A 14,208-nucleotide genomic window follows, 5' to 3' on the forward strand; every position below is an offset into this window, starting at 1 on the left:
CGGCCGGTTGACCCCGATCGAATTCGAAACCATCATGTCCCCAGCAGCCCGACAGGCTGCTTAACCACTGTCACCCGATCCTGCAGCAGCCCCGACCGCTACTGGCTGGCTCAGATGATGGATGCCTGGACCAATACCGTCCACAACCCCTCGAGCGTGCGCCCGCAGGTGTCCGGCGGCGGTCAGTCCGGTCCGTTCACGTACGCCGTCACCGGCCCCGGTTGGAACGGGCAGCTTCCCGATGGGCTCACTCGCCTGGACATGCCCACCGGTACGACATGGATCATCATCCGTTTCGCTCTCAACAGCCCGGACGACCACGACGCGGTCGTCGCTCTGCAGAACCAGATCAAGCTCATGCCGCTGAGCGCCTGGACCGCCAACCCGGACACGCCCACGCCCAATGGTGCACCGGGCAGCATGTCCGACAGCCCGGCCAAGCAGGTCCAGAACATGGACGGCGCAGCCTTTTTCGCCAAGCTCAATGAACTGATGGCGGCCGATGCTCCCGCACCCGCCGACGCCGACGCGCTCGCCCGATTCGCCGGCCTGGGCATCAAGCCCGGTGGCTCGGTCACCGGCATCGACGCCGACACCTTGAATTCCGCGGTCCGCGACGCCCAGCAGCGGATCCACGACTACAAGAACCCGAGTGCCAAGGATGTCAACGGCTGGAGCTATGCCACCAACCTCGGCACCTACGGCACCGATTACCCGTTGCGCGCCAACACGGCGTTGACCGCCCTCGGCGCGAATCTGCCCGCCGACGCGATCTATCCGATGATGGGCAATGTTCCCGCCGACTCCGGCGGCACCCCGCGCACCTACCGATGCCACTTTCCGGCCGGCCAGCTACCGCCCGCGGACGCCTTCTGGTCGCTGACCGCCTACACCGCCGACCACTTCCTGGTTTCCAACCCGGACAACATCTACTCCGTCGGCCACCAGCCCGCCGTCACCCCCAACCCCGATGGTTCGGTGGACCTCGTCCTGCAGGCCGCCAAGCCCGGACCCGAAGTTCCCCAGGGGAACTGGCTGCCGATCCCATCCTCGGGGACGTTCAATCTCGCCATGCGCCTCTACGCACCGCGCGACGACGCCGCCAATGGAAGCTGGCAGCCGCCCGCGCTCACTCCGAACAGCTGAACCGCGTTCATGCCGGCATGGGCGCGAGCCAGGAGTGGCGTTCATGCCGGCCGATACGCGAGACACGTTGCGAGGGTGGGAAGTTCAGCCGACTATCGAGGCACGGCGATCCGGCGGGGCCGGGCGCAGGTGCCGGACGACGGCCAGGTCGGTGGGCTGGGCGTGGCGGGTGTCGTAGCGGTCGAAGACCGCGGCCAATTCCGGTGACCAGCGCGCGAATTCGGCTCGGATGGTCCCCTCGGTCTCCAACTGGCACACCACGCCCAGCGCGGTCAGGAAGCAGCGCGCGAAAGGGGTGAAGTAGGCGGGCATGTCCAGTTGCCGGTGGACATTGGACAACCGCGGCGCCAGCACCGAGCGGACGTGCCCGCGCAGCCAGGCGGTGGTGAGCCGGAAGGTGGGCACGGTGAGCGGTTCGCCGACCGCGTCGAGACCCTCGGCCAAGGCGGCCACGTCGTAGTTGCGTCCGGGTCGCACGAAGCCGTGCCGACGCACCGCCGCGTCCAATTCCGGTATGCCGCCGTTGAACGCGGCCTCCATCACCTCGCCCACCAGCGCCTCGAAGCCCGGGGGCGGCCAGGGCGTGCAGGCCCCGAAATCCACCACGCCCAGCCGCCCGTCGGGCAGCACCCGGAAATTGCCCGGGTGTGGGTCGCAGTACAGCAGGCCGGTGCGCGACCAGGTCGACAGCAGGAAACGGATAATGAGCATCCCGACCCGGCTGCGCTCCTCGGGCGCACCGGATTCGATGATCCGCGAAACCGGTGTGCCGGTGAGCCATTCGGTCACGATCACATCGCCGCGCTGCGTGATCACGCCGGGCACCACGAAATTCGGATCGTCGGCGTACGCCTCGGCGAAGCGCCGCTGATGGTCGGCCTCGGCCGCATAGTCGAGTTCGTCGGCCACACAGGTGCAGATGGCCTCGGTCACCGCGGGTACGTCCGCGCCGGGCGCGAACACCGTGGCCAGCACCGAGAGCCGGCGCAGCTGTTCCAGATCGGCGAGCACCGCCTGGTGCGCGCCCGGATACATGACCTTGACCGCCACCGGCCGGCCGTCGCGCCACACCGCGCGATGCACCTGTCCGATGGAGGCCGCCGCGGCCCGCCGATCGTCGAATTCGGTGAAGTGCCAGCGCCAGTTCTCGCCCATGCCCGCGGCCATGGCCTCGCGCACGGTGCCGGGCAGCATGATGGGCACCGCATCCTGCAGCTGGGCGAGCGCGGTGCGGTACGGCGACGCGATCTCCGAGGGCAGCGCGAGTTCGTAGAGCGAGAGCAGCTGCCCGAGTTTGGTGGCGCAGCCCTTCAATTCGCCGAGTACCTCGAAAATGTGCTGAGCGGTGCGCATCCGGATCTCGAAGTCCACCTCGGCGGCGGAACGGCCGAGGGCCCGCTTGCCGACCCCGGCGGCCTGGCGGCCCGCGAATGCGACCGGAAGACCGGCGATTCGCGCATTGCGGACCGCGCCGCGAACCGGCGGCCTGCCCCCGTCGTCCCCCGACCGTTCCCCGATACGCCGAATCGACATTGCTCACCTCGTCGTGTGCGCGGCACCGCGCCGGCGTCCGGTATGGCCCTCACCAGGGCCGATGAGTAGCCCGTCACGGCGCATGCACGTGCAGTTTGGCACACGAAAGTCTAAACTGTCTGGGACGTATCCGAAAGTTGTCGAAAGGTGACAGGATGGGTGCCCAGACGGTCGTGTCCGATGTCGCGGAGGAGCTCGCTCGCCGCGTCGCGACCGGTGAGTACGCGCCCGGTGATCTGATGCCGTCGGTCCGCCAGGTCGCCGAGGAATTCGATATGAACCGGGCCACAGCGCAATTGGTGCTGGGCCGGCTGGAGTCCTACGGCTTCGTGGACGCGCATCGTGGCCGCGGTTTCACCGTCCGGGATGTGCGCCGCGCGGGCGGGGTGGATGTGTATCGGCGGCTGTTCCGGCTGTCCATGCACGCGCCCGAGGTGGCCGCGGAGATGTTCGGCAATATCGTGGCGGCCGAGCGCGCCATCGTGCTGGAGGCACTGCTCGACTACACCGCCACCGAGCGCGGCATCGAGCCCGCGGTGCTGACCGCCGCGGTCGATCAACTCGAAACCCAGGCTCGCAGCACCGAACCCGATCACGCCCGGATGCTCGAGCTCGAGGTCGGCCTGGTGCGCCTGGTGCTCACCGATCTGGGCCGCACCATGCAGCGCGCGGTGCTCAATTCGGTGGGGGAGATGCTGTTCGAGGTGCCGGAGGCGGTGCAGGCGTACTTCGCGGCCTCCGCCGATCTGCACGTACTGGTGTGGCGGGCGCTGCTGGCGGTGTGGGAATCCACGGCCGGTCCGTCCCAGGCGCAGCTGGCGCTGTTCGAGGATCTGTTCGCCATGTACCACGAGAAGGTACTTGTCAGATTCGACGAACTGCTGGGTACGGGCCTGGATTCCGCGGTGCACCGGCAGAGCGCGTCCGCCTGATCAGACGGCGGTCGCCATGGCCGCCGCCACGAGCGCGCCGATGATGGCCAGCGCTAGCACCGCCAGGATCACCCGGTTGCCTTTGGTGGGTGGCTCGGCGGGTGGATGGACGGTCATGGATCTGTCTCCTGTCGATATGGGTGGTGGAGGCCATCGTATTCCGGGGGCTCCCAATATGTTTGGAGTCCTCGACGTTGGGGCATTATCTCGGCCGCTTCCCGGGCCACGCCGAGGAAACCGGGTGGCCGATCAGGAAACGCGCCACCCGCTCGACCTCGGGTCCGGTCGTCACCCCCATGGGGACCCAGCAGATGCGGGGCAGGCGCTGGTGAGCCGGTAGACCAGCCAGGATTCGACGCGGAGCGGCAGCAGAGCACGATTGCGCGCGACCGCGGCGACGATCCGGCGGCCGGTCCGGTCAGGGTGCATGCCGAGCAGGCTCATGCCCTTGACCACGCGCTGACGGCGCGCCGACCCGTCTCGACGATCATCCGGCCCGCAGAATCGAGCGCAGTCGGTAGATTTCGTGCTCAGTAGCGGCCGAACAGCACCGCGGCATTGTGGCCGCCGAAACCGAACGAATTGTTCAGTGCGAAGCCGAGCAGGATGGACCCTCGTCCCCTGGATTGTCCCAGACAGAATGGAGACGGGATCTGATCCTGGCTACTCGACCCCGCGCGCCGAACTGCGTGGTCCCGCATCGCCGGGTACATTGTCTGAGACGGAAATTCGAGGAGGAGGAGAACGACCGTATGACCGAGGCGCTGCCCGACCGGCCGAGAGTAACCAGACCACCCCTGCTCGCCCGCCGCTGGACCATCGACGACATCTCCGACCAGACCGGCCGGACCGCCGTGGTCACCGGCGCCAACAGCGGACTCGGTCTGCGCACCGCGGAAGCCCTGGCGGCCAAGGGCGCGCACGTCCTGCTCGCCTGCCGTAACGAGCTCAAGGCGGCGGCCGCGCTGGAGCGGGTGGGTGCCGCGGCCACCGGCCCCAAACCCGAAGTGCTGCCACTGGATCTGGCCGACCTGACCTCCATCCGCCGCGCCGCCGACCACCTCGACGTGCGCGGCACACCGATCGACATCCTGGTCAACAACGCGGGCGTGATGGCCCTGCCGCGGCATCAGCGCACCGCCGACGGTTTCGACGCGCAGTTCGGCACCAATCACCTGGGCCACTACGCATTGACCGGACTACTGCTGCCCCAGTTGTTGCGCGCACCCGAAGCGCGCGTGGTGACCGTGTCGTCCATCGCCGCCTGGGGTGGCCTGATCAACTGGCTGGATCCGAATTGGCGTGTGGTGTACAGCCGTTGGCTGGCCTACAGCCAATCCAAACTCGCCAACCTCTTGTTCACCGCCGAACTGCAGCGGCGGGCCCGCGCCGCCGGATCGACGCTGACCGCAGTGGCCGCGCACCCGGGACTGTCGGCGACCAATCTCTACGATTCCGGCCCGGAGAAGGGTGTGGCGGCGGCCTTCGCGGCCGTCCAGCAGCGAATGCTGTTCTCGCTGGCGCAATCCGACGCCAAGGGCGCGCTGCCGCAACTGTATGCGGCGACCATACCCGGTCTGGCGGGCAACTCCTACTGCGGCCCGGCCTTCGGGGCCTTCGGATATCCTCGCCGCACCCTGCGAAATCCCCTCGCCTACAGCCGATTCCAAGCCCGTAAGCTCTGGGAGCTCAGTGCGGAGCTGACCGGCGTCGACTACCGGTGGGCCTGACCGGCAGCCGGAGCTAGGACGGGTAGACCGCGATCTCGATGAGATTCCCGTCGAGATCGCGGCAGTAGTGCGAGACCATCTCGCCCAGCGCGCCGATCTTGACCACCGGGCCGTTGACGATCTCGACCCCGCACGCGGTCAGGTGCTCCGCGACCGCCTCGGGCCCGGCCCTGGTCACGAAGCAGAGGTCCTGTGCCCCAGCGGCTTCGGTGGCCCCGGTGGTCCAGTTCGGGTCGCTGTCCAGCGCACCGACCGGGCGGAGATTGATCTTCTGATTCCCGAAGGTGAGCGCGAGCCGCGCGGCGGGGCCGAACCGCTCCACGCTCATGCCCAGCACACGGGCATACCAGTCGGCTGTCGCCACCGGGTCGACACAGTTGATGACCACATGATCGAAACGGTCCACGGTGAATGCCATGTCCGCATTCTCCGTGCGTCCCGCGGCAAGATCAACGGCGGCGCAACAGCATTCCGCGAATGTAGGCCGCCTGGCCGGAATGCTGAATATCGTCGTCGACCACGCTGATCAGGCGGACTCCCAGGGTGACCGGCGGATCCCAGCGGGTGTCCACGATACGGGGCAGATCGGCGTCGGTGAGCGCAGACACGTACCCGATGGTCTGATCGTGCACCGCGTCGAAGTAGCCGAGCAGCAGGTCGGCGGAAACGCCGTCCAGCCGCGCCACTTCGGCGGAACTGTGCGCGTATCCGGTGGCGGAATCGTCGAAGGGCAGGTCGAATCGCTTCGCCCAGCCCTGCGCCGTCCACACCTGTTCGAGGCCCGCGACATCCGCGATGTGATCGTCCTGCACGCGGGTCAGATGCCAGATCAGCCAGGCGATGGAATTGGCATCCCCGTCCGGCCGCGTGGCCAGTTCCGCCGGGGTGAGCCCCTCCACCGCGCCGTGCACGTTCTCCTTGATCCGCCCGAATGCGTCCACCAGCAAGTCAGCGCTCGTCATGCCCTCATCCAATCACCACGGGCCGGAGGTTATTCCGAGGCGCGCGCCCAATCCGGAACCCAGGTGCCGGGACGGTCCACATCCGCGCCGGCCAGATGGCCGTGCAGCGCGGCCAGCGTGGGATGGGGATCCGCGGCGCGCTGGAGCAGGGAGTGCGGGTAGACGGGCGTGGGATCGCGCAACGGCACCCGCCGCAGACCGTGGGTGTCGGGCCAGAGGAAACGGGTGTCCTCGCCGACCAGCGTCGCGACCTCCGGGGAGTCGGCGACCGCGTCCAGCAGCGGCTCCAGGCCGAAGTTCGGGCCGACCGAATCGATGGTGAGATCGAAGGCCGCGGCGAGTGACGCGTAATAGGCCGACCATTCGGTTCCGCTCACCAGGCTCGGCATCCAGATGCGATGACCGGCCAGATCTTCCGGCGACACTGTCCGCGCCCTGGCCAGCCGGTGGGCCGGGCCGACGAGCAGTTCGAGTGGCTCGTCGAAGATCGGCGTCGCCTGCAGGCCCTCGGGCAGTGCGTGCCCCGGCGCGGGCACACAGCGGAACGCGGCGTCGACCGAGCCCTCCAGCAGCGCCTCCATGGCCGCGCCCGCGTGCGGGAGCCGCACCACGTCCAGTTCGAAATCGGGATGGGCGCGGTGGAAGTCGCGCAGCAGCCCGGCCGGGGCGAGCTGGCGACCCACCACATCCACGCGCAGCGCCCGCCGGCCCGGGCTCACCGAGGCCAGGGCGCGTTCGGCGGTGTGGAGCAGGGTGCGGGCATGGGGGAGGAAAGCCTGCCCGTCGAGAGTCAGGCGGGCGCCGCGCGCCGTGCGGGTGAACAACCGGGCGCCCAACGTCTTCTCCAGGGCCGCAATGCGTTTCGAGACCGCCTGCTGGCTGATCGACAGATCCGTGGCGGCGTCCTGGAAACGTTCCGTGTCCGCCACCGCGACGAAGGTGCGCACGGCCTCGAGATCCATGCGACGAGAGTATGCGCACAACGTCCGGTTGTGGCTCGCGGGCGGTTCGGTTGTTTGATCCCGAGGTCGCGGGTCTGCTTCGATCTTGCCGGACAACGACGACGGGACGGCGCGAGGCGGGCGGTATGACGGGCAGGCGGTCACTGGGACGCGGATTCGGCTGGTTGTGGACGGCTTTCGCGGTGAGCACGGCGGGATCGTGGCTGGCCTTCGACGCCTTCCCCTTGATCGCGGTGCTGGTCCTGCACGCCGGGCCCGGGCAGGTGTCGCTGCTGGCGGCCGCCGGACTGGCGGTGGGCGCGGTGGTGGCGATACCGCTGGGACCGTGGATGGAATTCCGGCGCAAGCGGCCGGTCATGATCGCCACCGATCTGGCGCGCTTCGCGGTGGTGCTCAGCGTGCCGCTGGCATTCGCGGCGGGCGTGCTGAGTTTCGCACAGCTGGTGGTGGTTTCGGTGATCGTCGCGGCCTCGGACATCGCATTCCGGGCAGCGTCGGGGGCATACCTGAAAACCCTGCTGCCCAAGGAGGACCTGCTCCTGGCGAACGGGCGATTCGAATCGACCATGTGGACAGCGAGCGTGCTGGGCCCGCCGCTCGGCGGCGCGGCGATCGGGATCTTCGGACCGGTGGTCACCGTGGCGGCCAACGCCGTCAGCTTCCTGTTGTCCGCCTTGGGAATTCGGGCCATCGGCGGCGGCGAGCCGCAGCCCGCGCCGAGCGGGAGCGCCGGCTTCCGGATGGGCGACCTGGTCGAGGGCTGGCGCTACATCCTGACCCACCGCGCGCTGCGGCCGCTGTTCGTCAACACGATCCTGGTCAACGGCCTGATCCTGGCGACCCAACCGCTGCTGGCCGTCATCATGCTGCGCGATCTCGGCTATGCGCCCTGGCAGTACGGGCTCGCGTTCGGCATTCCCTGCCTCGGCGGCCTGATCGGCTCGCGGCTGGCGACACCGCTGGTCGGCCGGTTCGGTCAGCGCCGGGTGCTGGTCGCCGCCGGGATGCTGCGGGCCTGTTGGGTGCCCGTCCTCGCCTGCATCGGCCCCGGCCTCGCCGGCCTGCTCGTGGTGATCGTGGTGGAATTCGGCCTCATCACCTGCTGCGGAGTCTTCAACCCGGTCTACGCGACCTTCCGCCTCGAACGCGCGGCACCCGACCGCACCACCCGCATGCTCTCCGCCTGGTCGATCACCAGCAATATGAATACCGCGGCCATGACGGCACTCTGGGGCCTCCTCGCTGCCGTCACCGGCCCCCGCACCGCCATCGCGCTCGCCGGACTGCTCATGCTGGCCACGATTCCGCTGTTGCGCCCCAACAGTTTTCCCAACCTCCCCGCCGCGGAACCCGTGGCGGCCGCTACAAGCTGAAGGCGATCGCGCGCAGCACGAGGACCGCGATGAACACCACGGTGAAGGCGAGATCGATCGAGACGCCGCCGAACCGGACCGGTTTCAGGACCCTGCGCACCGGCGCGATCACCGGCTCGGTGAGGCGATGGACGACATCCCGAGCCTTCCGCAGGGCCGGCGGGGTATCGCCGAGCACGCCGATCCAATCGATGATGAGGCGGGCCAGCAACAGCAGCATGAACAGCGTCAGGGCGAGCCCGAGCAGGGAACCGAGGAATGACATGGCGAACTCCTTCGTAGTGGCCGCCCTCAGGGTGATCAACGCCGCGACGCCGCCGAAAGTGCCCTCATCGTCGACCATGCTCGGCAGGTTCGGCGGCGGGCTCGCCGCAGCCGTGCGAGAATCTGGGCTGCTGTTCGCCCAGCTCACTCGAGATCGCACAAGGAGTCGCCGTGAGCAAGAAGTATCTGGTCGGCCTGCCCCTGGCCGTCGCTGCCATGTCACCGGTCCTGGCGGCTGTCGATGCCGCGACCGCCCAGGCCGCCGTTCCGACCTACACCTGTACCGCGCAGACGTGGGCGGGGGAGCAGTTGCCCGCCGTGACGGTGGAGGCCAAACACGGGAAGTATCAGGCTCAGGGCGTCGCGCAGACCAAGTGGGGCGGGGTCGCCAAGTTCGCGACCATCGACTGCAAGATCGGCAACTGATAGCGCGAGATCGGTAACCGAATCCGGGCCGCGCTCAGATGGCGCGGCGATGGTTCAGATACGCGAAGGAGGCGAGGCCCAGCGGGATCTGGCACCAGAAGGTGAGGAGCCGGAATCCCAGGGCCGCGCCGACCGCCACCCCGCCGGTCAGGCCCGCGACCGCGGTGAGGCCGGCCGCGATGGTGATCTCCTTGGTGGCCACCCCGTTCGGGGAGGGCAGTAGCGGGGCCAGGGCCACGGTCACCAGTTCCACCACGAACGTGTCGGGCAGGCTGAGGTTCGCGCCGACCGCGTGCAGCACCGCCCACAACGCCACCACCATGAGCAGCGGCTGGATCAGCGCACAGATCCAGAGGGCCGCCGCGCGGCGCGGACGGACCGCGGTGGCAGCCACCGATTTCCAGGCCAATTCGGCGTCCGAGCGGGCGTGCCGCATACGGGAGGGCAGCTGCCGCCAGCCGCCGTGCGCCTGTACCCGGCGGTTCATCGCCCGGGCGCCCACCGCCAGGACGATGCCTCCCACGAGCACGGCGATGATCATGATCGCGGCTGTGTGCCAGAGATTTCCGCCGATCAGGTGGTGCCACCACGCCGAAACGCGGGTACCCAGGTCGTGCCACGGGGGTTGCGCGCCATTGCGGCTCATCAGGCCCGGCGCGGCCAGCGCCGCGATCACCACCAGCGGCACCCGCACCACCAGCGCGGCGAATCCCATCAGCGCGATGGACGCCACCGCGCCGGTATGACTGAGTCCGGTGCGGCGCAGAAACCGCATTCGCAGCAGCAGTGAGGCCGCGGGTACCAAGCCGATGGCGGGTACCGCGAGCTGGAGGGCGAACAGCTGCCGTGCGGAGGTGTCGGCGGGTATCGAACCACGCAGCATGAAAACCGAGGTGGGCCAGAGGGCGAGGGTGGCGAGCGCGGCCAGCAGCAGCCAGCGCGGGTCGGCTCCGGCGAGGGCGTGGACTCCGGTCAGGACCGCATCCCGCTGCCAGAACGCCGCGGCCATCACCAGCACGGTGAAGACGATGGGGGGTAGTGCCTTTCTCGCAGATGCGGGAACGGCCGCCATCTGCCCTCCTAGGTATCGCAGATATCTTTTTTCGCCGGTGAATCGCATTTGCGCAGATCAACATTAACGCGGTCGGTGGCGCGTGGACTCGCGTCGCCCGAGTGGTCCGTGGCGTGTTGCCGGGGACCCGCCTCCTGATCACGGCGTTGCCGGACCGGCGCTTCCTATCGGGCTGGAAGTTCTGCTGGCGTTGGGTGTAGCCGGCACCTGGCGGGCGAGGACTACCTGGTCCGGACCGCGGTCGCGGACCCATCGGTGATTCGAACCGAAGGCAATGGATTGCCGGGTTCATTGAACACGATTTGAAGATCGAAAACGAGTGCGGTGTGGCAGACGGAGAAAATCTTTACAGCCCATCGGTATCGATCACCCGGATTTCGCCAATCGACAGAACGGTCGTCTTCCAAGAGCGCCAGGGCGATTCACCGCAGATCCGGGTAGGCTCGCTGGCGATGGGGAGTGCCGAGATCAAGTCGTAGGGCAGGGACACGACGTGGCGAATTCCATGACCGCGAGCGCAGTGCTTGCCGAACTCGAACCGGTGGCGGAAGCGAATCTGAACCGGCACCTCTCGGTGGCCAAGGAGTGGCATCCGCACGACTACGTGCCCTGGGACCAGGGGCGCAACTTCGCCGCCCTGGGTGGAATCGACTGGGAACCCGGGCAGTCCCGGCTCAGCCCGGCGGCGCGGGCCGCCATGATCACCAATCTGCTCACCGAGGACAATCTGCCCTCCTACCACCGGCTCATCTCCGAGTCGTTCACCCGCGAGCGCGCCTGGGGCACCTGGGTGGATCGCTGGACCGCCGAGGAGAACCGGCACGGAATCGCCATACGCGACTACCTGGTGGTCACCCGCGGCGTCGATCCGGTAGCGCTCGAGCACGCCCGCATGATCTGTGTCGGGACCGGCGTCGACGACCCCACCGGAACCGGTGACCACGCCGTTCTGCACGGGGTCGCCTATGTGACGTTCCAGGAGCTGGCCACCCGTGTCTCGCACCGCAATACGGGCAAGGCCTGCCGCGATCCGGTGGCCGACCGCCTGCTCGCCCGTATCGCCACCGACGAGAACCTGCACATGGTCTTCTACCGCAATATCTGCGGCGCGGCCCTGGACCTGGTCCCCGACGACGCCCTCGCGGCGATCACCGCGGTCATCGAGAACTTCCGCATGCCCGGTGCCGGCATGCCCGACTTCCGCCGCAACAGCGTCCTCATCGCCAAGCACGGCATCTACGATCTGCGCCAGCATCTCGACGAGGTGATCCTCCCGGTGCTGCGCAAATGGAACATCTTCGAGCGCACCGACTTCACCGCGCGCGGCGAGCAGATCCGAGACAGGCTGGCCACCTACCTGGACAAACTCGGCAAGGACGTGGTCCGGTTCGAAGAGCAGCGCGACCGTGCGCTCGCCCGCGATGCCGCCCGCCGGGCCGCCGCGACCACCTGAACCCACCCATGTGAACAGCCACCGCGCTGTCCACAGCCCCCGCCTTTTCGCCGAGCCCTCCCGTCCCGCCGCCGCTAGGGTGTGGTCCACACGAAGGGGGAGGCATGACAGACATGCTGCGCGCCGACATCACGGCGCTTCGAATCATGGCGGCGGGCATCCACTCCGAAGCCGGGGCCATCGCGGCCATCGACCCGGTCGACCTGATCGCGAAAGTCGGTCGGGCCATGCCGAATTCCGCGATCGCCGCCGCCGCCGTCACCGTCGGCGACCCGCTCCTCGCCGCCCTCCGCAGGCTGGCCGCCCACCTCCATGCCTTCGCCGACGCCACCGCCCACACCGCAACCACCTACGAGGCCACCGAACTAGCCCTCGAAACCCAGCTGGACGGCTACCTGCACGGCGCTTCCTGACCGGCCCGCCGGTCCGGCGGCCGCGCGAACAACGAATTGGCCTCCTGCTGAACGGTATTCGCCGTTGGCGCCTACCGGTGCGGCATTCCGCGCCGAGGGTGACCAGTGGCGCGTTGGACGGAGTCGGGCGCCCAGCGCGGGACGCTCGAGCCCGGCGGCAGTGCGGATTTCGCGAATCGGAAGGGATTGCGTGGGGAGGCGCGATGGTGCGAGCGGGGTTTTCGCAAGTGCGAGGGTGGGAGCCGGGCGCCGCGATCCGCGCCAGTTCGGGTGTGGCGGCGGCTGATTCGGCGTTCTCCGGGGCGATGACACAGGTGGGGCGCCTGGCCGATGTCGCGGTCGCCGGGTGGCAGGGGGCGGCGGGGACGGCGGCCGCGCTGCGGGCATGGGAGTCGCAGCTGGCGGCGAACCATATCGGTGCGGCACTGCTCGACATCGCCGACGCGTTCGCCGAGGCGGGCGCGCTCGAGCGGGTGTGCGCGCTGGTCGGGCGGCTCGCCGACGAGGCCCGGGCCACCGGCTGCCGGATCGCGGAGGACGGCACGGTCCGCGGGCCGCGCTCCGATACCGGGAACTCGGCGCTGGACTTGATCTTCCAGGCAGGCTTCGACGCGAAGGCGAAGCAGGTGCAGGCCCGGCTGGTGCCCCTGCTGGATCTCGCGGGGGAGATCGACGAGCGGGTCGGGGCCCGCCTCGGCGCGGCGACGGAGGCACTGGCGGGGCTGGCCGTCGATCCGACGGGCGGCGGGCCGAGCACTCGGATCGCCGGGATTCTCGACGGGACCGCGAGTCTTCCGGAAGATCCCACAGTGCTCTGCGCGCTGTGGAAGTCCCTCACGCCCGCGGATCAGGACGCGCTTTTCGCGGCCGATCCGCTGCTCGGGGACCGCGATGGGATGCCGGCACTGGCCCGCGACCACTACAACCGGATCACCTTAGGGCGGTTGCGGGCCGAGGCCGCGGCGGAGGATCGGCGGCTGGCCGACCGGCACCGGGACTGGACGCGGCACGAGAACCTGCCGACCACCAGCGCGGGCTGGATTCGGTTGCGGGAGTGGGAAGCCGCGCGGGAGGAGGCGCAGCAGCGCGATGCCGGATACGCGGCGCTCGCGAATCAGGCCGGGGATCCGGGCTCGGGCCGGTTGGTACTGACGGTGGACCGGAACGGGCACGGCGCGATCGCACTGAACAATCCGGATCTCGCCGTCAATGTCGCGACCTTCGTTCCCGGTACCGGATCGTCGCTGACCGGTATCGGTGTCGGTGTCGACCGGGCGCGTGCGCTGCTCGATGCGGCCGAGCGAGCCGATCCGGCCGCGCGGACGTCGGTTATCGCGTGGTACGGGTACGACGCACCGCCGGATCTGGCCGAGGCGGCGCGTGATCGCCGGGCTCGGGCGGGCGCGCCCGCGCTGGATCGGTTCGAGAGTGGCCTGCGGGCCGGCCACCCGGGGCTCGCGGCCCATCAGACGGTCGTCGGGCACAGCTACGGGAGCGCCGTGATCGGAGCGGCGGCCAGCGGAGCGAACTCTCTGGCGGCCGACGATGTGGTGTTCGTGGGAAGTCCTGGGGTAGGTGTTGATGATGTTTCGAAATTGCGTTTGACGGGTATTCCTGCGGGCCACAACGGTGCGCACGTCTATGCCACGGCCGACCCCGCTGATCCGGTGCCCAGGTTCGGACAGTTTCTCCATGGGGTCGATCCGGTCGATCGCGAATTTCGCGCAACGGCTTTCACTTCTTCCGGAGCCACTATCGACCTTCCGGTGTTGCGGGCCCTGCCGTTCGATGTCGTGTCACACGGAAACTACTGGGAGCCTGCGAATCCGGGACTGCGGCATCAAGGGGAAATCATCGCCGGACGCTATGGCCAATGATCCCGAACGGGCGGTTCGTTGCGTCGTGATAGCCGTAACTGCTGGTTGCGGATTAGTTGCGGGAG

At 68.8% G+C, this 14,208-nt stretch carries 15 protein-coding genes; 8 read left to right on the plus strand and 7 right to left on the minus strand.

What is annotated here, in order from left to right; all coding sequences use genetic code 11:
• Positions 1 to 21: 21 nt before the first annotated feature.
• A complete protein-coding gene (locus ACFXKA_RS36560) occupies positions 22 to 1,146 on the plus strand; it encodes a DUF1254 domain-containing protein (protein WP_379430893.1) in 1,125 nt (374 codons plus the stop codon).
• A gap of 84 nt (positions 1,147 to 1,230) precedes the next feature.
• On the opposite strand, the gene ACFXKA_RS36565 is transcribed toward ACFXKA_RS36560, so the two are convergent.
• Positions 1,231 to 2,679, minus strand: a complete 1,449-nt coding sequence (locus ACFXKA_RS36565; protein WP_379430853.1) for an ABC1 kinase family protein — start codon at positions 2,677 to 2,679, stop codon at positions 1,231 to 1,233.
• A 155-nt stretch (positions 2,680 to 2,834) separates the two neighbouring features.
• Between ACFXKA_RS36565 and ACFXKA_RS36570 the strand changes: the two genes are divergently transcribed.
• Positions 2,835 to 3,611: a GntR family transcriptional regulator gene (locus tag ACFXKA_RS36570; RefSeq protein ID WP_379430854.1), complete on the plus strand. Its 777-nt coding sequence runs from the start codon at positions 2,835 to 2,837 to the stop codon at positions 3,609 to 3,611.
• A gap of 288 nt (positions 3,612 to 3,899) precedes the next feature.
• Here the strand turns inward: ACFXKA_RS36570 and ACFXKA_RS36575 are convergent, their stop codons facing one another.
• The gene (locus ACFXKA_RS36575) at positions 3,900 to 4,067 is read right to left on the minus strand and encodes a hypothetical protein (protein ID WP_379430855.1); all 168 of its coding nucleotides are present in this window, start codon (positions 4,065 to 4,067) and stop codon (positions 3,900 to 3,902) included.
• 296 nt (positions 4,068 to 4,363) lie between these two features.
• Between ACFXKA_RS36575 and ACFXKA_RS36580 the strand changes: the two genes are divergently transcribed.
• On the plus strand, positions 4,364 to 5,341 hold the full coding sequence (locus ACFXKA_RS36580; protein WP_379430856.1) for an oxidoreductase: 978 nt from the start codon (positions 4,364 to 4,366) through the stop codon (positions 5,339 to 5,341).
• Between the two features lie 13 nt (positions 5,342 to 5,354).
• Here the strand turns inward: ACFXKA_RS36580 and ACFXKA_RS36585 are convergent, their stop codons facing one another.
• Genes ACFXKA_RS36585 through ACFXKA_RS36595 form a run of 3 tightly spaced genes read right to left on the minus strand, consistent with a single transcriptional unit; the run spans position 5,355 to position 7,265 of the window.
• Positions 5,355 to 5,759, minus strand: coding sequence for a VOC family protein (locus tag ACFXKA_RS36585; protein ID WP_379430857.1), 405 nt, complete (start codon positions 5,757 to 5,759; stop codon positions 5,355 to 5,357).
• A 31-nt stretch (positions 5,760 to 5,790) separates the two neighbouring features.
• On the minus strand, positions 5,791 to 6,303 hold the full coding sequence (locus ACFXKA_RS36590; protein WP_379430858.1) for a DinB family protein: 513 nt from the start codon (positions 6,301 to 6,303) through the stop codon (positions 5,791 to 5,793).
• Positions 6,304 to 6,332: 29 nt separating this feature from the next.
• Positions 6,333 to 7,265: a LysR family transcriptional regulator gene (locus tag ACFXKA_RS36595; protein WP_379430859.1), complete on the minus strand. Its 933-nt coding sequence runs from the start codon at positions 7,263 to 7,265 to the stop codon at positions 6,333 to 6,335.
• Positions 7,266 to 7,390: 125 nt separating this feature from the next.
• Between ACFXKA_RS36595 and ACFXKA_RS36600 the strand changes: the two genes are divergently transcribed.
• Positions 7,391 to 8,638, plus strand: a complete 1,248-nt coding sequence (locus ACFXKA_RS36600) for an MFS transporter (RefSeq protein ID WP_379430860.1) — start codon at positions 7,391 to 7,393, stop codon at positions 8,636 to 8,638.
• Here the strand turns inward: ACFXKA_RS36600 and ACFXKA_RS36605 are convergent.
• On the minus strand, positions 8,628 to 8,981 hold the full coding sequence (locus ACFXKA_RS36605; protein ID WP_379430861.1) for a YggT family protein: 354 nt from the start codon (positions 8,979 to 8,981) through the stop codon (positions 8,628 to 8,630). The two genes, ACFXKA_RS36600 and ACFXKA_RS36605, sit on opposite strands and share 11 nt — an antisense overlap.
• 92 nt (positions 8,982 to 9,073) lie before the next feature.
• Between ACFXKA_RS36605 and ACFXKA_RS36610 the strand changes: the two genes are divergently transcribed.
• Complete coding sequence (locus ACFXKA_RS36610; protein WP_354848205.1) at positions 9,074 to 9,328, plus strand: hypothetical protein; 255 nt, start codon at positions 9,074 to 9,076, stop codon at positions 9,326 to 9,328.
• A gap of 34 nt (positions 9,329 to 9,362) precedes the next feature.
• On the opposite strand, the gene ACFXKA_RS36615 is transcribed toward ACFXKA_RS36610, so the two are convergent.
• On the minus strand, positions 9,363 to 10,400 hold the full coding sequence (locus ACFXKA_RS36615; RefSeq protein WP_379430862.1) for a YbhN family protein: 1,038 nt from the start codon (positions 10,398 to 10,400) through the stop codon (positions 9,363 to 9,365).
• Between the two features lie 505 nt (positions 10,401 to 10,905).
• Between ACFXKA_RS36615 and ACFXKA_RS36620 the strand changes: the two genes are divergently transcribed.
• From ACFXKA_RS36620 to ACFXKA_RS36630, 3 genes are all read left to right on the plus strand, one after another.
• Complete coding sequence (locus ACFXKA_RS36620) at positions 10,906 to 11,853, plus strand: acyl-ACP desaturase (protein ID WP_354848200.1); 948 nt, start codon at positions 10,906 to 10,908, stop codon at positions 11,851 to 11,853.
• A gap of 104 nt (positions 11,854 to 11,957) precedes the next feature.
• Entirely contained in the window at positions 11,958 to 12,266 is a 309-nt protein-coding gene (locus tag ACFXKA_RS36625) for a hypothetical protein (protein ID WP_379430863.1), read from the plus strand.
• 227 nt (positions 12,267 to 12,493) lie between these two features.
• On the plus strand, positions 12,494 to 14,143 hold the full coding sequence (locus tag ACFXKA_RS36630) for an alpha/beta hydrolase (RefSeq protein WP_379430864.1): 1,650 nt from the start codon (positions 12,494 to 12,496) through the stop codon (positions 14,141 to 14,143).
• Positions 14,144 to 14,208 lie beyond the last annotated feature (65 nt).

The sequence above is a fragment of the Nocardia sp. NPDC059228 genome, from assembly GCF_042754245.1.
GTDB lineage: Bacteria > Actinomycetota > Actinomycetes > Mycobacteriales > Mycobacteriaceae > Nocardia.